Here is a 17,761-nt window from a genome sequence, read left to right as displayed (position 1 = left end):
TCTCCCCCTCAAGGGGAGATCGATTATCGCTCCCGCTTTCGCCATTTTTCAACGTTGCAAGAACAAGATGAGCCGGCGCCGAAACTTCCAATCTCCCCCCTTGAGGGGGAGATGACCGGCAGGACAGAGGGGGCGCCACAGAACTCGGCGATGGGTGCCCTGCCGCGAGCGATTAACCGCTCACCGGCGGCCGCCTGTCCCTCCACGGCATTTCCCGCTCGAGCTGCGCCGACGCGGCCAGCACCGTCGCCTCGTCGCCGTAGCGGCCGACAAGCTGCACCCCGATCGGTACGCCGTCTTTCGACCAGCCGAGCGGCAGCGAGATGGCCGGCTGGCCTGAGATGTTGAAGGGGAAGGCGAACGCCGCATCCGTCCATTTGGCGTTGTAGCGGTCGATGTCGGTCTCCGACATATCGTAATAGCCGAACGGACGCGGCAGTTGCGTCAGCGTCGGGGTGATGAGGAGATCGTAGGGCGAAAGGTCGCCGACGATGTCGCGGCCGACCTGCCTGAGCTGCTCGACATCGGAAATGTGCCTGGTGCCGCTGGTCGCACGGCCGCGTTCGATGATCGCCCAGGTCACCGGTTCGACATCATCAGGCGTCACCGGCCGGCCGATCACCGTTTCATGATAGTCGAAGGTCGCCGCCGTCTGTACGCAGGTCATGTTGGTGTAGGTGGTCCACATGGCATCGGCATCGAGCGGCATGTCGTGTTCCTCGACGTCATGTCCCAGCCGCTCCAGCGCCGCCACGGTGGCCAGCACGGCCGCCTTCACTTCCGCATCGATGGCCGTGCCGTTGGGCGGGGTGACGGTGAAGCCGATGCGCAGCTTCTTCGGCGCCAGTGACGACAGGCTGAGCCAGGAGGCGTCGGGGACCGGCGGCGTATAGGGGTCGCCCGGCAAGGCGCCGGCCACCGCGTCGAGATAGGCCGCGGTGTCGCGCACGCTGCGCGAGCAGCACAGGAAATAGGCGCCGCCATACCAATAGTCGCCGAACGGTGCCAGGCTGACGCGGCCGCGCGACGGCTTCAGCCCGACGATGCCGCAGCAGGAGGCCGGAATGCGGATCGAACCGGCGCCGTCGCTGGCCTCGGCGATCGGCACCATGCGCGAAGCGACGGCCGCCGCCGCGCCGCCGCTCGAGCCACCTGGCGTGATGCCTTCCTTCCACGGGTTCTTCGTCGTGCCGTAGAGCTTCGGTTCCGTCGTGATCGACCAGCCGTTTTCGGGCGCGTTCGACTTGCCGACCAGCACCAGCCCGGCCGCCTTCATACGGCGCACGACTTCGGTGTCGAAATCGGCGACGACATCTTTCAGGTAGAGGCAAGAGTTGGTGTTCGGGGCGCCGGTCCAGGACGAGGCCAGTTCCTTGAGCAGGAACGGCACGCCGGCGAAAGGTGCTGATCTGTCGACCGTCTGCGCCTGGGCACGCGCCATGTCGTAGAGGCGATGGATGACCGCGTTCAGCGCCGGGTTGAGCTGCTCGACCAGCGTGATCGCCGCCTCGACCAGTTCCGCAGGTGAAACCTTGCCCCGATGCACCAAGTCAGCAAGGTCCAGCGCATCGGAGTTCGCATAGGTTTTCAGCAGGCTGTCGGTGACCATATCTCTCCTCCCAGTCTTTGCCTCGCGCCGCGCCCGAGCTATCGCTTCGGGCCGACGTTGGCGCCGCCCCTCATCCGCCTGCCGGCACCTTCTCCCCGTGAGTGACGGGAGAATCTTCTCGGGGGCGCTGCGTGAGGGGCGGCGCCGATCTGAAGCTGTTGCCCCCGGCAGCGCGCTCTCACGCCAGCTCGACGGTGCGCCCCAATTCGATGCTCTGTTCGGCGGCGAGCACGATGCGCAGGCTGTTGACGGCGGCGTCCATCTGCTCGGTCAAATCGAGATCCTCGCGGATGGCGCGCAGGAAGAAGGCCTGTTCGCGGTCGCAGAGTTCCTGGTGGCCGGGCTCGTCCTCCATGCTGACGATCTCGTCGGGCTTCGCAAAATTCTTGTCGGCGTCGACCGCGGCATAGTGGATCTTCAGCGCGTCGGTCTTGGTGTGGCGGTCGATGTCGGCCGAGTTCGACACCTCCGCCGCTTCCGCTGCGATGCTCGCCTGCTGGCCGGCGACGATCGACACCGCGCCCTTCGGCCCCACCACGTCCTTCACGAAATAGGCCGTCTCGCTCATCATCGGGCCCCAGCCTGCCTCGTACCAGCCGACCGAACCGTCATCGAAGGTGACGTGGAGATGGCCGTAATTCTGCTTGTCGGCTTCCGCCCAGAGCTTCGCGCCGATGCCGTGCACGCGCACCGGCCTGGCGCCCGTGAGCTGGCACATGACGTCGACATAGTGCACGCCGCAATCAACGATCGGGATCAGCGAATCGATCAGGTTCTTGTGCCAGTGCCAGGCGCTGCCGCTGCTCTGCTGGTTGAGGTTGAGGCGCATCACCAGCGGCTTGCCCAGCGTCTTGCCGACCTCGATGAATTTTATCCAGGACGGGTGGACGCGCAGGATGTAGCCAAGCACCAGCTTGCGGTTCTTCGCCCGCGCTGCCGCGACGACCTTTTCGGCATCCTCGATGTTGGTGGCGAGCGGCTTTTCCATGAACACGTGGCAGTTGGCCGCTATCGCCTTCAGCGCGTATTCGGCATGGGTGTTGGGCCAGCTGTTGATCGACACGGCGTCCGGCCTGGTCTCCGCAAGCGCCCGGTCGAAACCCTCGTAGAGCGGATAGCCGGCAAGTTCGGCGGGGATTTTCTTGTTGCTCTTGATCGAGCGGCTCATGATGCCGACGATCTCGAAGCCGTCCGAGCGGTGATAGGCGCTGGCATGCGAGGCGCCCATATTGCCGAGACCCACAACCAGCACTTTTATTTTGTCGGCCAATTCAGCCTCCCAATTTTTGATAGGACCTGGCGAGCTGCTGCCGCGCCTGGGCATCCAGAACAATCACTTCAGGTTGGCGCCGCCCCGCATCCGCCTGCCCTTTCCTCTCCCCTGTCCGGAGGGAGAGGAAAGGAGCCAAGACAGGGCAATGAACGACCTCTTTTTGCAGCTCTTACTTCACCGCCGAATCGAACAGATGCGCCTTGATCTTCTCGACATCGAGCGCGGCAAAGCCCTCCGTCAGCTTGACGCTGTCGGCATCGGCCTTGACCTTGGCCTTGTCGAAGTCGTTGGCGGCCGGAATCAGCTCGTTGGTGCAGACATCCTCGGCCTTCACCGGATTGGTGATCTGGCCGATCTTGTGGATCTCGTCGAAGAAGCCTTGCCAGCTCGCCATGTCGTGCGAGCCCCAGCCGCCGCGCTTGTCCATGTCGCCGCGGAAGACGTTGATCTGCTGCAGGATCGAGGTGGTGCCGAGCTCGGGGCCGAGGTTCTTGGCCAATGTCGGGAACTGCTCGAACACCGCTTCGACCGCCGCGCGTGGGTTCTGGTAGCCGAACTCCAGCCCCATCGCCCAGCCGCGCAGATATTTTTCCAGGAACGCCTTCTTGTCGGGATCTTCGAGATCGGCGGCGCGCACGACGAAGGTGTTGGCCGGCAGCTTGGAATTCTTCACGCCGAGCCAGTATTCGAAGTCGAGCCCCTTGGCGATCCATTCGGCGCGCAGCCCCTCCCACGACAAGGCAGCGTCGCCCTGGCCGCCGGCGAGCGCGGTGCCCCACGTCGGCCAGCCGGCCTCGACATACTTGACCTTCTTGATGTCGACGCCTTGCGCGGCGAGCAGCGGATCGGTGATCGACTGCCAGGCGGCGGAGCCGAGCAGGATGGTCTTGCCTTCCAGCTTCTTCAAGTCGTTCGTACCCTCGCCCTTGCGGAAGGCGATGGAGAACGTGTCGCGCGCGCCCATGTGGAACACCGACTTCAGCTTCATGCCGTTCTGGATGGCGAAGGAGAACACGCCGGGCGAGGGAAAGCCCATATCGGCCTGGCCGACATCGACGAACTTCACCGTCGCCGTGCCGTCTGACGGGCCTGGCTGCATGTCGGTACTGAGCCCATCGAAATAGCCTGCCTTCTTGGCTGCCCAATAAGGATAGTCGTCGAGCACTTCGAGCGTGCCGCGCGGCGAGATCCAGGTGAATTTCTCATAGGCCGCCGCCCTGGCCTTCAAGCCCGATGCACCGAGCGCGGTGGCGGTCACGACGCCGGCTGCCGTCACCTGCAGGAAGGTGCGGCGGCTGATGCCCGTTCTTGTCGCCGTCTGGAATGAGTTCTGGTCGGTCATGGCATTCCCCTTTTGTTGATTGACCTTCTTGTTGATCGATGGCCTTTCGCCCGCTCCGGGGCGTTCATGATCTCGTGCTCAAGCCTCCCAGCTCGCCCATTTCTTGCCGATCAGGAAGAACAGCACGTAGATCAGGATGCCGAGCGTCGACAGGATCAGCACCACGGCGAAGAATTGCGGCATCTGGATCATCGACGAATAGGTGGTGAGCCGGTTGCCGAGGCCGAAGCCGCCGCCGACCATCTCCGCGCCGACTGCGGTCAGCAGGCCGAAGATGGCGCCGATCATCAGCCCGACCAGGATCATAGGCAGCGCCATCGGCGCGCGGATCTTCCAGAATATCTGCAAGGTGCTGGCGCCGTAGGAGCGCGCCAGCGCGATCTTGGCGCTGTCGACGCGGCGAAAGCCGGTGGCTGCGTTTATCATCACCATCGGCCCGGCGGCCAGCGCCACCGCGATGATGCGCGGCGTGTAGCCGAAACCAAAGCGAAGGATCAAAAGCGGCACCAGCGCCAGCATCGGCGTGGTGACGAGAAGCAGGATGTAGGGCGCGACGATCTTTTCGGCGAAGGGAAACTGGGTGATGACGGCGGCCAGCACCAGGCCGACGACGGCTCCGATGGCGAAGCCGGAAACCAGCTCGACCAGCGTATAGCCGAGATGCGGCGCAATAAGCGGGAACTCGTCGAACAGCGCATAGGCGATCGAGCTTGGCGGCGGCATGATATAGAGCGGCACATGGAACAGGCGCAGCGCCAATTCGATGCCGCCGATGATGATCACGGCGACAGCTATGATCGCCGCCACCTCCTTGCCCGACTTGATGCCGGGGCCGCTGGCGAAGGCCGAGAGATTGGTCAGGCTGACGTCCTGCCCATCGCCGGACTTGGCCCCCGATTTCGATTTCGAGAATTCCGGGATGGCGTCGCTCACGGCCTGATCCTCACGATCTCGGCGCCGACGCGTTCCTGCTCCGGTGCCTTGGGCCTGGCGCGCTCGCCGACGATGTCCATCTTGATCCGGTTGGTGAGGTCGAAAACCTCTTTCGTCGCCATGATCTCCAGCGAGCGCGGTCGCGCGAACGGCACGCGATACTCCCTGGCGACGCGGCCGGGCCGCGCGCTCAGCACCACCACGCGGTCGGAGAGAAAGATTGCTTCCTCAATGCTGTGGGTGATGAAGACGATGGTGGTCTTGGTGTCGAGCCAGATCTCCTCGACGAGACGGTTCATCTCCTCGCGGGTAAAACTGTCGAGCGCGCCGAACGGCTCGTCCATCAAAAGCACGGAGGGTTTTGGCGCCAGCGCCCGCACGATCGCGGCGCGCTGCTGCATGCCGCCCGAAAGCTCGCGCGGGAACTTGCCGCCGAAACCGTCGAGCCCGACGCGGTGGAGCAGATGCGCGATCCATGCGCGGTCTGGTTTCTCGCCCTTGATCTCGAAGGGAAAGCGGATGTTGGCATCGAGATTGCGCCAAGGCAGCAGGTTCGCTTCCTGGAACACGATGCCGATGTCGGGATGCGGCCCGGTGATCTTGACGCCGTCGAGCCGGATCTCGCCGCCGGTCAGGCTGTGCAAGCCCGACATCGACCACAAAAGCGTGGTCTTGCCGCAGCCGGACGGGCCGACGATCGAAACGATTTCATTGGCGTGGACGTCGAGGCTGCAGCGGTCCAGCGCCAGGAGGTCGCCGGATGCGGTGTGATAGATCTTGGTCGCTGCCTGCACACCAAGCTTCGGCGCTGTTGTTTCGCCCGCGTTCATCCGCCCCTCGGAGAGTGCGTCCAATCGACTGCCAAAGTCAGTGTGTAACTATCCTACTTTGGTGTCAAGCGAAGAGCGCGATCGTTCCGTCGTTGAGAGCCGCCTATTCCCCTATATGTCTGCTTTCATTGTCTTTTCTTTATCTTGAAATGCGTGTTGCTTTCCTACATACTCGGGAAAAGTGGCACAACAAGGCGGGCGTTGCAGATGGGCAAAGCCGGGTGACATGCCGCAACGGCACGCAGCAGTTGCAGCGGGGCCGTGCACATGGAACGACAGCGTGCAAGCATGGTAAGAGGTCGACAAGGGACCAGGGAAGGCCACTTCATGACCGAAGCTGACAGCCGGGAAAACCTGATGACGGATGGCGAGGCGGACGGGGGTGAGCCTGTGCGGCGCATTCCCGACATCATCTCGCTGGTCAAGGATACCTATGCCGAGCTGCGTCCGGCCGAGCGCCGCGTCGCCGATGTCGTGCTCGACGACGTCAAATACGCGGTCGATGCCTCCAACGCCGCCCTTGCCCAGCGTGCCGGCGTCAGCGAACCGACGGTGACCCGCTTCTGCCGCGCCATCGGCTGCGAGGGCGTGCGTGATTTCAAGCTGAAGCTGGCGCAGAGCCTCGTCGTCGGCGCGCTCTATCTGGACACTTCGCCAGCCAGGGAGAACGACACCGGCATGCCGTTCTGGAACGCGGTGTTCGGCGAAGCGCGGCGGGCGCTGCAGGAGGCCGAGCGGCAGCTCGATCCGGTCCAGCTGCAGAAGGCCGCCGAGCTGATCGCCAAGGCGCGCCAGGTTACGGTGTTCGGACTGGGCGGCAGTTCCTCGGCGCTGGCGCAGGAAACGCAGTACCGGCTGTTTCGCTACGGCATATCGATCAGCGCGCAATGCGACCCTTATCTCATGCGCATGACCGCCTCGACCTTGAAGCCCGGCGACCTGGTGATCGCCATTTCGGCGACGGGGCGCACGCGCGAGGTGATCGAGGCGGTCGAACTCGCCAAGCACTACCGCGCCAATGCCATCTGCGTGACGGCGCCCGACACCGAGCTCGCGCGCGTCGGCGACGTCAGGCTGACCGTAGCGGTGCCGGAATATCCCGATACGCTGAAGCCGACGGCATCGCGCTTCGCCTTTTTGGCCATGATCGACCTCATGGCGGTGGCTGCCGCCTACAAGCTCGACGGCTCGGCCCGCGAGACGGTCCGCCGCATCAAATACAATGCCCAGATCCACCGCACCGGCAAGGAGATGGAGCCGCTCGGGGATTAGGAGGCTTTTCCCTTCTCCCCTTGTGGGAGAAGGTGGATCGGCGCGCAGCGCCGAGACGGTTGAGGGGTGGGTGACGGAGTGCCGGCCGTCCCGAGCTGGAGCACCCCTCATCCGACCTCGCTCCGCGAGGCCACCTTCTCCCACAAGGGGAGAAGGGAACACCGGACAGCGCCAACGCGAAAAAGAGGGAAACAAATGCTCGAAATAGCACCATCGCAACAGGCAGCCGCATGGCTCGGCGCTTTCGACAAGGCGCTCGAAGCCGGTGACATAGCGGCCGCGGCCAACCTGTTCGTCGACGATTGCTACTGGCGTGACCTCCTGACCTTCACCTGGAACGTCACCACGATGGAAGGGCGCGAGGCGATCGCCGACATGCTGAAGGCGACGCTGGCAGCGACGCGGCCGGCAAGATGGCAGCTCACCGGCGAAGCCACCTCGGACGAGGGGATAATCGAGGCCTGGTTCACCTTCGAGACCGCCGTGGCCTCGGGCCAGGGCATCATGCGCCTGCGCGACGGCCGCTGCCGGACATTGTTCACGGCAATGACCGACCTGAAAGGATTCGAGGAGCGCAAGGGCGCGACGCGGCCGCTGGGCGTGCGCCACAAGGCCGACCCGGAGCGCGAGACCTGGTCGGAGGCGCGGGCGCGCGAGACCCGCGAGCTTGGCGCTTCGGAGCAGCCCTATTGCCTGGTCATCGGCGGCGGCCAGGGCGGCATCATGCTGGGCGCGCGGCTCAGGCAGCTCGGCGTGCCCTCGATCGTCATCGAGAAGAATGCCCGGCCGGGCGATTCCTGGCGCAAGCGCTACCGCACCCTCGTGCTGCACGATCCGGTCTGGTACGACCATCTGCCTTACATTCCGTTTCCCGACAATTGGCCGGTCTTCACGCCCAAGGACAAGATGGGCGACTGGCTGGAAATGTACACGCGCGTCATGGAGCTCAACTATTGGGTCGCCACCAGATGCGTCAGCGCCAGCTATGACGAGGCCGAGAAGGTCTGGACCGTGGTCGTGGACCGCGTCGGCCAGCACATCACGCTGAAGCCCAAGCACATCGTATTCGCCACCGGCGCCTACGGTCCGGCGCGGCCGATCGACCTGCTGGGCGCCGGTGACTTTAAGGGCGAGCTGCTGCATTCCAGCCAGTATTCCAGCGGCGAGAAGTTCCGCGGCAAAAAGACCGCGGTCATCGGCGCTGCGAGCTCCGGGCACGATGTCTGCGTCGATCTCTGGGAAAGCGGCGCCGAGGTCACCATGATCCAGCGTTCGCCGACGACCGTGGTCAAATCGGACACGCTGATGGAAGTCGGTTTCGAGATCTTTTCGGAGAACGCGCTGGCGCGCGGCATCACCACCGAAAAGGCCGACATGATCGTCGCCTCGACGCCCTTCGCGCTGGTGCCCAAGGGCCAGCGGGCGCTCTACGACGTCATCCGCGCACGCGACGCGGCTTTTTACGAGCGGCTTCGCGCCGCCGGGTTCGCCCTCGACTTCGGCGACGACGAGACCGGCCTGCTGATGAAGGCCTACCGCACCGGCTCCGGCTACTACATCGATGTCGGCGCTTCGGACCTGATCATCGACGGCAAGATCGGCATCCGCAGCGGCGTGGCGATCAAGTCGCTGACGGGGAAAGGCATTCTCTTCGAGGACGGCAGCGAACTTGAAGCCGACGCCATCATCGCCTGCACCGGCTATCAGTCGATGAATGAAACCGTGGCGCAAATCGTCTCGCGCGAGGTCGCCGACAGGGTCGGCCCGTGCTGGGGCCTCGGCTCCGGCGTCAAGGGCGACCCCGGGCCATGGCAGGGCGAACTGCGCAACATGTGGAAACCGACGGCGCAGGAAGCGCTGTGGTTCCACGGCGGCAATCTGGCGCTCTCGCGCTTCTATTCGAAATATGTGGCGCTGCAGATCAAGGCGCGGATGGAGGGGATTGCGACGCCGGTTTATGGGCCGGTCAGCAACGCGCGGCGGTGAAGCGGAAGCGTTGGTTCAAGGGAAGGTCGACCCCCACTCCGTCGAGCTTCGCTCGACACCTCTCCCCCGATCGACGGGGGAGAGGAAGGGCGCGAGCTTATGCCGGGAGGCTCCCTTCCTCTCCCTCCGGAGGGAGGAGAGGTGGCGCTGCGGAGCAGCGACGGAGTGGGGGAAGCCGTTCGCCAAACTCGCAGCCGCGGCAAGACAGGCGGCGCAGTGCTACCGAGATCAATCAATCATGCCGGTGCCCAAAATGCCTGGCCGCGACCTCGACATGCGTATGCCCCACATGCGCCTCGAAACGCTCGGTGTCGCCGACATCGTTCATCGTCTCGTTCGGCCACCAGGCGCCGCCGATGGCGATGCCTTCGCAGACCAGCCGCTGGTCGGCGACCAGCGAGGCGCCGACCGCGTCGATGAAGGTGAAGCGGCCGGAATGCTGCCGCAGCAGCGCGACGTCGCCGGCGGTTCCGACCTTGAGCGTGCCCAGATCAGGCCGCGCGATCGCCTGCGCCGGCGCTTGGGTGGCGGCGCGCAACACCTCGACCAGCGGCATGCCGAGCGCCAGCAGCTTCGACATGCACACCAGTATGTCGAAGGCCGGACCGTCGACGCAGTAGAGATGCACGTCGCTCGAGATGACGTCGGGCGCCAGCCCTTCGGCCAGCATGGCGCGAGCGACCTCGAAGTCGAACGAGCCCATGCCGTGGCCGAGATCGAAGATGACGCCACGCTCGCGCGCCAGCCGCATGTCGGGCCGCACGGCGCCGGAGGCGAAGACCGGCGCGTTCGGAAACGGTCGGAAGCAGTGGGTGAGAATGTCGCCCCTGCGCAGGCGCGGCAGCACTTCCGAGCGCCCGGGCGGCGGTTCGTCTATGTGCGCCATCAGCGGCAGAGCGGATTTGTCGGCCGCCTCCAGCGCCAGATCGACCGGCGCGATGCCGCTGGTGCCGCCGGCATGCTTGCCGGAGCGGACCTTGACGCCGACGACGACGTCCGCGTGCTCGCGCACCGCCGCCACCACTTCGCGCGGTTCGCAGAGCCTGAGATCCATGCACTCGCCGACCGAGACGGTCTGCGAGAAGCCGAAAATGCCGGCGAAGGAGATGTTGACATAAGCCAGGATGCGCACCTTCGAGCGCTCCATGACATGGCGGCGGAAGCCGAGGAAATTGCCGGCGCCGGCACTGCCGGCATCAATGAAGGTGGTGGTGCCGCTCTTGGCCGCCAGCCGGTCGGCATCGACGCCGAGCGAGGTGCCGCCCCAATAGACGTGGCTGTGCAGGTCGACGAGGCCGGGCGCCACGATGCAGCCCTTGGCATCGATGACGCTGGCCGCGCGGTCGGCGGGAATGTCGGCGTCGATGGCGGCGACGCGGCCATTGGCGATGGCAAGATCGCGCGGCGCGTCGAGCCCGGCCGCCGGATCGATCAGCCGCCCGCCCTTGAACAGAAGATCAAATTGCATCGGGCGCGCCTCCGCTTCGTCCCATCCCCGCCGACGGCCGTCAGAGCGGCCGGTAAGCGACGGCTTCCACTTCGATCTTGATGTCGATCATCAGCCGCGATTCGACCGTGGTGCGGGCCGGCGGGTTCTTCGGGAAATGCCTCGCATAGACGGCGTTGAAGGCGCCGAAGTCGCGCGCGTCCTCCAGCCAGACGGTGGTCTTGACCACATCGTCCATGGTGCAGCCGGCCAGCGCCAGCGCCGCCTTGACGTTGGAAAGCACCTGCTCCGTCTGTTCGGATATGCCGCCCCTGACCACGATGCCGTCGCCGCCGACCGGCACCTGGCCCGAGATATAGACGAAGTCGCCGGCCCGCACCGCGGGTGACAGCGGGACATGCGACGTTCCAAAACATTGCTTGGGCAAGAGCGGACCTCCTCTGATGCTATGACGGGACACGATGGGAGCGCCCGCTTCGGCCGAGATTTACCCCGATCGAGGCGATCCCGATAGAGGTCTTGTTGGAAAGCAACATTCCTGGAAATCCATGTTGCTTTATTACAGAAGCGCTTGCATCGTGCGCGCTCGCCGGCCGGGCTTGAAACGGACGGGCGCATTTCCAGAGCGGAGAACCGAGAATGACCTTCGACAAGAACCCGTTTCCACCAGGTGATGCCGACCGCCACGCCCTCTGGGAGATGCTGGTGCGGCGCGACATCGATGCCTTTATCGGTCAGGACTGGTCCATGGTCGAGGACGATTTCGTCGCCGAAAGCTTCTTCGGCATGCACGCGCATTTTCTTGCCAACGCCGACGCCTGGCGGCTGCAGTTCCCGCGGCTGGAGATCTATCGCGACGAGTGGCTGCGCCAGGCCAAGGAAACGGCGGCGACCAAATTCGCGGAGCCGCTGCGCGAGGCGCTGTTCCGCGTCACCAACCTGCGCGACATCGATGTCGACGGCGACCGCGCCGTGCTGCACAAGAAGTTCGACGGCACCGTCGCCAAGGCGGATGGCGATGTCGATCGGCTGAAATGGCAGACGCTGTATTTCTGCAGGAAGGTCGGCGGCAGCTGGAAGATCGCGGGCTTCGTCGGCTACATGCCCTACCCGCTGGGAGGCTGAGGCGGGCGCCTTCATCCAGATCGTCTGTGAGCCAAGTGCTCTAGCGATCGATGCGCGTCGACAGGATGATCGATGACGACGTCCGTTCGACGCCTTCGAGGGCGCCGATCTGGTCGAGCAGCGTGTCCAGGTCCTTGATCGACGGCGCGTCGGCGATGACGATCATGTCGAAATTGCCGCTCACCGAATGCAGCGTCCTGACCGGCGCCAGGGCTCGCAGGCTGCGCACCACCTTGTCGGCGAGTTTGGGCGTTACGGTGAGCAGCACATGCGCCCGCACCAGTCCCTGTTCATAATCGGGCGCAAGCTTGACGCCGTAGCCGGCTATGATGCCGCGCTGCTCCAGCCGTTCGATGCGGCTCTGCACCGTGGTGCGCGACACGCCGAGCCGGCGCGCCAGAGCGGCGGTCGAGGCGCGGGCGTTCTCGCGCAACAGGACAAGCAGGGCCTGGTCGGCATCACTCAGCATTTCAACGAACCTGGTCGGCATATCGGCAAAAAGGGTACTTCATTTCGTACAATTCCACGCTTCCTTTCGTCCGGCAAGCCGCGATTGTAGCGGGACAAATCAACTGTCGGGCGAGGGAACCGGGTCATGAAGAAAATTGTTGTCGTCGGCGCCGGCAAGATCGGCTCGACCATTGCCGAGATGCTGTTTTCAACCGGGGACTATCACGTCACTCTCGTCGACCGCTCGGCCGCGCAGCTTGCCGCGGCCGAACTGCCTGACGGGGTCGAGACGCTGGAACTCGACATCGCGGCCGCGGGCACGCTGGAAGCTGCGCTCGCCGGAAAATTCGCGGTGCTCAGCGCCGCTCCCTTCCATCTGACCACGCGCATCGCCGAAGCCGCCGCAAGCGCCGACGTGCATTATCTCGACCTCACCGAGGACGTCGTCTCGACCCGGCGCGTGAAGGAACTGGCGCGTTCGGCCAACAACGCCTTCATCCCGCAATGCGGGCTGGCGCCGGGCTTCATCTCGATCGTCGCCAACGACCTCGCCAGCCGTTTCGATACGCTGGAGAGCGTGCGCATGCGGGTCGGCGCGCTGCCGCAATATCCTTCGAACGCGCTGAACTACAATCTGACCTGGAGCACCGACGGCGTCATCAACGAATATTGCGAGCCCTGCGAGGCGATCGTCGAGGGCGAGCTGGTCGAGGTGCCGCCGCTGGAGGAGCGTGAGGAATTCTCGCTCGACGGGGTGACCTACGAGGCCTTCAACACCTCGGGCGGGCTCGGCACGCTGGCCGAGACGCTGAAGGGCAAGGTGCGCACGCTCAACTATCGCACCATCCGCTATCCCGGCCACGCCGCCATCATGAAGGCGCTGCTCAACGACCTCGGCCTGCGCCACCGCCGCGAGGTGCTGAAGGACATTTTCGAAAGCGCGCTGCCAGCGACGCTGCAGGACGTGGTCATCGTCTTCGTCACCGTCTCGGGGCGCAAGAACGGCCGCCTGCTGCAGGAGACCTACGCCAACAAGATCTATTCGAAGCGGGTCGGCCAGACGGTGCGCAGCGCCATCCAGATCACCACGGCATCGGGAATCTGCGCCGTGCTCGACATGCTGGCCGACGGCACCTTGCCGGCGACCGGCTTCGTCAAGCAGGAGGACATCGCGCTCGACGCCTTCCTCGCCAACCGCTTCGGCCGTGCCTACGCCCAGCACGAGATGGTCAGCCGGCTGGCGAGCTGACGCGCCCAGCGGACGGCCAAGGCCCTCGGGACAACGGCCAGCTCCGTCTGGCCTATGGCCGTGCGAGGCCTTTGCCCGCAAAGTGGTTGCGAACACCCCTTGCGAGGATGCCATGCGAAAGCTGATCTCCACCGGTTCGCCCTTCGAGAAGACCGCCGGCTATTCGCGCGCCGTGGTGCAGGGCGACTGGTGTTTCGTGTCCGGAACGACCGGCTATGACTATGCCTCGATGACGATGCCGGAAACGGTCGAGGCGCAGACGCGCAATTGCCTGGCAACCATCGCCAGTGCCTTGCGGGACGGCGGCTTCGACATGGAAGATGTGGTGCGCGCGCATTACTATATCACCGACCAGGCCTTCGTCGACGTGGTGTTCCCCATTCTCGGCGAAGCGTTCGGCGAGATCAGGCCGGCGGCAACGATGATCGTGTGCCAGCTCAACAGGCCGGAGATGAAGATCGAAATCGAGGTGACGGCGCTTCGGTGCACAGACTGAGGAGGCCAATGCCATGGCAGTGCGGCGTATCGTAGCCAATATCGAAACAAAGGATGCGGCATCGGCGAGGCGCTTCTACCATGACGTGCTCGGCCTCGATATGCTCATGGATCAAGGCTGGATCGTCACCTACGGGTCCGAGGAAAGGATGCAGGTGCAGGTCAGCTTCATGGCGCAAGGCGGGTCGGGCACGCCGGTGCCGGACCTGTCGATCGAGGTCGACGATGTTGATGCCGCACTCGACGCCATGAAGGCAGCCGGCTTCGCCATCGAATACGGGCCGGCCGACGAGCCCTGGGGCGTGCGGCGCTTCTATGTGCGCGATCCTTTCGGCCGGCTGGTCAACATTCTCTCGCATCGGTGAATATCTGCAAAGCGCCGAGGCGACTGCTGACCTGGACATGCTGGCGGGACAGCGCCCCCCTCTGGCCTGGCGGCCATCTCCCCCTCAAGGGGGGGAGATTACGCACTTAGCCGCCTTCGCCAATTGTTCTTCCTTGCGTCGCAACCGCTTGGCGGTTAGCAAGGCCGCGGTCGCACAGCGCCGCGCGCCTCATTGGCGCGCGAAGGATGCTGTGCAAATCGAAACGCATTCTTTCTGGGACGGCTCTCCATGGCTTCGAAACATCTCTTCCTGCTTCCCGGCGACGGCATCGGCCCCGAGGCCATGGCCGAGGTCAAGAAGCTGATAGCGGCCATGAACGAGAAGCTCGGCAGCGGCTTCGCCACCGACGAGGGGCTGGTCGGCGGCTGCGCCTACGATGCACATGGTGCCGCGATTTCCGATGCCGACATGGAAAAGGCTGTTGCCGCCGACGCCGTGCTGTTCGGGGCCGTCGGCGGTCCGAAATGGGATGCCGTGCCTTACGAGGTTCGCCCCGAGGCCGGCCTGCTGCGCCTGCGCAAGGACATGGAGCTGTTTGCCAATCTCAGGCCCGCGATCTGCTATCCGGCGCTGGCGGCGTCCTCCTCGCTGAAGCAAGAGGTGGTCGAAGGCCTCGACATATTGATCGTGCGCGAACTGACCGGCGGCGTCTATTTCGGCGAGCCCAAGCAGATCATCGATCTCGGCAACGGCCAGAAGCGCGGCATCGACACCCAGGTCTACGACACATTCGAGATCGAGCGCATTTCGGGCGTCGCCTTCGAATTGGCGCGCACGCGCAAGAACCATGTCACCTCGATGGAAAAGCGCAACGTCATGAAGTCCGGCGTGTTGTGGAACGAGGTCGTCACCCAGACCCACAAGGCCCGATATTCCGACGTCAAGCTCGACCACATGCTGGCCGATGCCGGCGGCATGCAACTGGTGCGCTGGCCCAAGCAGTTCGACGTCATCGTCACCGATAACCTGTTCGGCGACATGCTGTCCGATATCGCCGCCATGCTGACCGGCTCGATCGGCATGCTGCCTTCCGCCTCGCTCGGCGCGCCTGATGCCAAGACCAAGAAGCGCAAGGCGCTTTACGAGCCGGTGCACGGTTCGGCGCCCGATATCGCCGGCAAGGGCATCGCCAACCCGATCGCCATGATCGCTTCCTTCGCCATGTGCCTGCGCTATTCCTTCGCCATGGTCGATGAAGCCGACAAGCTCGAAGCGGCAATCGCCGCCGTGCTCGACGACGGGCTGCGCACCAAGGACATCCTCTCCGCCGGCATGACCGAGGTCGGCACCGTCGAGATGAGCGACGCGATCATCGCCAAGTTCCTGGGCTGAGCCCATGATGATCGCCGTCCGCTGGGCGACGACCGGCGACGCGACGGCGCTCGCCACGATGCTGTGCGAAATGGCGGTGTACTACCGGCAGCCGCCGCTCGACCACGAGCGCGCCTTGTCGGCGGCACGCAAATGGCTGGATGAGGAAAGCCCGGCCTATCCGCATTTCGCGCTGGCTTTCGTCGGGGCCGAGATCAGCGGCCTGGCATCTGTGGCGATCGCGCATCCCGGCATCGACCTCGAGCGGCTATTGTTCCTCAAGGATCTGTTCGTGCGCGACAAGGCTCGCAACGCCGGCGTCGGCCGGGCGCTGGTCGGCTTTCTCGCCGACCATTGCCGGCGCAACGGCATCGGCCGCATCGACCTGACCACCGAGGACTGGAACGAAGGCGCGCTGCGCTTCTACGACCGGCTTGGCGCCGAACGCCACGGCCAGAAGATCTTTCTCAGGCTTTCGGGCGAGGCGCTGGGGGCGGTCAGACCCTGACGCCCGCCGGCACCGGTCCCCAAGGATTTTCGCCCAGCTGAGGCGGCATAAGCCCGAAGACTAGCACGGCGATACCGCCAATGAGCGGGATGAAGCAAAGCAGGGCAAACCAGCCGCTCAGGCCGGCGTCATGCGCACGCCGTACGAGGAGCGCAATGCAAGGCAGGATCAATCCCGAAAAGAACACCAGTAGGGGTATGAACCCTATGAACCCCATCGGCGTCCTGTCCGCGTTGGTTTCGAAGCCGTTGATCGCCAGTTCAACAAGTATCCCGAAGCCGAAAAGCGCGAGCACCCCGAGGGTGTAGAATAGCCAGAAGGCCCAGAATTCCTTGCGGCGGGAGCGTCCGGTGAAATTGCCATAATCCGCGATCACCGCGCGCCAGAAATAAGCCCACAGCCCCGTGGAGTAGGCGGGCCGGCTTCGGGCAGAACGGCTGGTCTGCCGTGGCTGACTGGTGGTTGACGACGATGCGGCCGAGGCCGTGGCGACAATATTGTGCGCCGTGCCGTCGCCCGGCTGGAACTCGACAAGGGTACCCCTGCCGAGGGGCAGTTCCAGGCTGAAATCGATACGGGAAAAGATGTAGCGTTTGCCGTCGGTTCCGTTGATGTAACCGTAGTCCTGGCCTTCGTCATAGTGGAACACCGTCCCGCGCATGCTCTGCCCCATTTCACATTGCGTCGCGAGACGCTACTTAAAGTTGCATGTAATTGCAATACGCACGCAGGGCTACGTTCTGGCGCCCGCCGGCACCGGTCCCCACTGGTTCTCCCGGGCCTGGGTCGGGATGAGCGCGAAGACCAGGATGATCAGGCTGCCGATGGTGGGGATCAGGATCACCAGGAAAAGCCAGCCGGTCAGGCCGATATCGTGCAGGCGACACACGGTCATACCGAGGCCAGGCAGAAAGGTCGCAAGTAGGAAAAGGCCGAACAGGCCAATCGTCACCGCCGGCATTTCAGCGTCGTCGAGATTGCCCATCGCGGCATCGGCGAAAATGCCGATGCCGGTCACTGCCAGCAGCGCGACGAACCAGAACAGGCAATAGGCCCAGTATTCCTTGCGGCGGGCGCGGCCGGTGAAGTTGAAATAATTCTCGGTGATGCCGCGCCAGAAATAACCCCACAGGCCGGGCTCGGCCGGCCCGGTGCTGGCGGCGCGGCCAAAATGCCGCGGCTGTGCGATTTGAGCAGCGGAAGAGACGGACGCACCGGTTCGCGCATGGGCGGCGGCGGCCACGCCAGTTGGAGGCGCGGATTGGGCGCCGGCCGGGAAGATGTCGCGCGCCTGGCCGCCGCCGGGCTGGAATTCAACGGCCGTGCCTCGGGCAATTGCGATTTCGCGGCGCAGATCCTCACGCGCGAAAGTATAGCGCTCACCATCCGCCCCGGTGATGAAGCCGAAGCCCTGGGTCTCGTCATAGTGAAGAACTTCGCCGCGCATGCCCCGATCCCCCGAACGCCCGACCAGACTGTTCAAAGTTCCGGCGGATCGCAAGGGGCAGCATGAAAATGCGACGGCTGGCGCGGCAGCCATCGTGA

The 17,761-nt window shown here is 64.6% G+C and carries 18 protein-coding genes; 8 read left to right on the top strand and 10 right to left on the bottom strand.

Annotation, left to right across the window (positions count from 1 at the left end):
- Positions 1-172 precede the first annotated feature (172 nt).
- The 5 genes from FJ979_RS05835 to FJ979_RS05815 all read right to left on the bottom strand — a co-directional run bounded on the left by FJ979_RS05835 (position 173) and on the right by FJ979_RS05815 (position 5,987).
- Positions 173-1,609 (bottom strand): amidase, encoded by a 1,437-nt coding sequence (locus FJ979_RS05835; protein ID WP_140580230.1) that lies wholly within the window; start codon positions 1,607-1,609, stop codon positions 173-175.
- Between the two features lie 178 nt (positions 1,610-1,787).
- Positions 1,788-2,879, bottom strand: a complete 1,092-nt coding sequence (locus tag FJ979_RS05830) for a Gfo/Idh/MocA family oxidoreductase (protein WP_140580229.1) — start codon at positions 2,877-2,879, stop codon at positions 1,788-1,790.
- A gap of 172 nt (positions 2,880-3,051) precedes the next feature.
- Positions 3,052-4,224 (bottom strand): ABC transporter substrate-binding protein, encoded by a 1,173-nt coding sequence (locus FJ979_RS05825; RefSeq protein WP_140514055.1) that lies wholly within the window; start codon positions 4,222-4,224, stop codon positions 3,052-3,054.
- Positions 4,225-4,302: 78 nt separating this feature from the next.
- Entirely contained in the window at positions 4,303-5,157 is an 855-nt protein-coding gene (locus tag FJ979_RS05820) for an ABC transporter permease (protein ID WP_140492076.1), read from the bottom strand.
- Positions 5,154-5,987, bottom strand: coding sequence for an ABC transporter ATP-binding protein (locus tag FJ979_RS05815; RefSeq protein WP_140554767.1), 834 nt, complete (start codon positions 5,985-5,987; stop codon positions 5,154-5,156). The genes FJ979_RS05820 and FJ979_RS05815 overlap by 4 nt, the downstream gene beginning before the upstream one ends.
- Positions 5,988-6,314: 327 nt before the next feature.
- Between FJ979_RS05815 and FJ979_RS05810 the strand changes: the two genes are divergently transcribed.
- Both FJ979_RS05810 and FJ979_RS05805 read left to right on the top strand, forming a co-directional pair.
- A complete protein-coding gene (locus FJ979_RS05810; RefSeq protein ID WP_140492084.1) occupies positions 6,315-7,259 on the top strand; it encodes a MurR/RpiR family transcriptional regulator in 945 nt (314 codons plus the stop codon).
- Between the two features lie 195 nt (positions 7,260-7,454).
- Positions 7,455-9,245: an NAD(P)/FAD-dependent oxidoreductase gene (locus tag FJ979_RS05805; protein ID WP_140580228.1), complete on the top strand. Its 1,791-nt coding sequence runs from the start codon at positions 7,455-7,457 to the stop codon at positions 9,243-9,245.
- A 232-nt stretch (positions 9,246-9,477) separates the two neighbouring features.
- On the opposite strand, the gene FJ979_RS05795 is transcribed toward FJ979_RS05805, so the two are convergent.
- Together FJ979_RS05795 and FJ979_RS05790 are read right to left on the bottom strand one after the other, a co-directional pair.
- Complete coding sequence (locus FJ979_RS05795; RefSeq protein ID WP_140580227.1) at positions 9,478-10,713, bottom strand: amidohydrolase/deacetylase family metallohydrolase; 1,236 nt, start codon at positions 10,711-10,713, stop codon at positions 9,478-9,480.
- Between the two features lie 40 nt (positions 10,714-10,753).
- Complete coding sequence (locus FJ979_RS05790; protein WP_140524551.1) at positions 10,754-11,119, bottom strand: RidA family protein; 366 nt, start codon at positions 11,117-11,119, stop codon at positions 10,754-10,756.
- 212 nt (positions 11,120-11,331) lie between these two features.
- Between FJ979_RS05790 and FJ979_RS05785 the strand changes: the two genes are divergently transcribed.
- Positions 11,332-11,817, top strand: a complete 486-nt coding sequence (locus FJ979_RS05785) for a hypothetical protein (protein ID WP_140580226.1) — start codon at positions 11,332-11,334, stop codon at positions 11,815-11,817.
- Positions 11,818-11,857: 40 nt separating this feature from the next.
- Here the strand turns inward: FJ979_RS05785 and FJ979_RS05780 are convergent, their stop codons facing one another.
- Positions 11,858-12,286, bottom strand: a complete 429-nt coding sequence (locus tag FJ979_RS05780) for an Lrp/AsnC family transcriptional regulator (protein ID WP_140559207.1) — start codon at positions 12,284-12,286, stop codon at positions 11,858-11,860.
- A gap of 126 nt (positions 12,287-12,412) precedes the next feature.
- Between FJ979_RS05780 and FJ979_RS05775 the strand changes: the two genes are divergently transcribed.
- The 5 genes from FJ979_RS05775 to FJ979_RS05755 all read left to right on the top strand — a co-directional run bounded on the left by FJ979_RS05775 (position 12,413) and on the right by FJ979_RS05755 (position 16,216).
- Entirely contained in the window at positions 12,413-13,516 is a 1,104-nt protein-coding gene (locus tag FJ979_RS05775) for a saccharopine dehydrogenase family protein (RefSeq protein ID WP_140524555.1), read from the top strand.
- Between the two features lie 112 nt (positions 13,517-13,628).
- A complete protein-coding gene (locus FJ979_RS05770) occupies positions 13,629-14,012 on the top strand; it encodes a RidA family protein (protein ID WP_140580225.1) in 384 nt (127 codons plus the stop codon).
- Between the two features lie 13 nt (positions 14,013-14,025).
- On the top strand, positions 14,026-14,376 hold the full coding sequence (locus tag FJ979_RS05765; RefSeq protein WP_140492127.1) for a VOC family protein: 351 nt from the start codon (positions 14,026-14,028) through the stop codon (positions 14,374-14,376).
- A gap of 249 nt (positions 14,377-14,625) precedes the next feature.
- Positions 14,626-15,729 carry a 3-isopropylmalate dehydrogenase gene (leuB, locus tag FJ979_RS05760; protein ID WP_140514043.1) on the top strand — a complete coding sequence of 368 codons (1,104 nt, stop codon included), beginning with the start codon at positions 14,626-14,628 and terminating at the stop codon, positions 15,727-15,729.
- A 4-nt stretch (positions 15,730-15,733) separates the two neighbouring features.
- On the top strand, positions 15,734-16,216 hold the full coding sequence (locus FJ979_RS05755) for a GNAT family N-acetyltransferase (protein ID WP_140580224.1): 483 nt from the start codon (positions 15,734-15,736) through the stop codon (positions 16,214-16,216).
- On the opposite strand, the gene FJ979_RS05750 is transcribed toward FJ979_RS05755, so the two are convergent.
- Positions 16,206-16,877: a DUF805 domain-containing protein gene (locus FJ979_RS05750; protein WP_140580223.1), complete on the bottom strand. Its 672-nt coding sequence runs from the start codon at positions 16,875-16,877 to the stop codon at positions 16,206-16,208. The genes FJ979_RS05755 and FJ979_RS05750 overlap by 11 nt on opposite strands.
- 72 nt (positions 16,878-16,949) lie before the next feature.
- Entirely contained in the window at positions 16,950-17,663 is a 714-nt protein-coding gene (locus FJ979_RS05745; protein ID WP_140580222.1) for a DUF805 domain-containing protein, read from the bottom strand.
- Between the last annotated feature and the right edge of the window lie 98 nt (positions 17,664-17,761).

Origin of the sequence: Mesorhizobium sp. B1-1-6 (assembly GCF_006443035.1) — a bacterium.
Lineage (GTDB): Bacteria > Pseudomonadota > Alphaproteobacteria > Rhizobiales > Rhizobiaceae > Mesorhizobium.
This window is presented reverse-complemented; position numbering and strand designations above follow the sequence as displayed.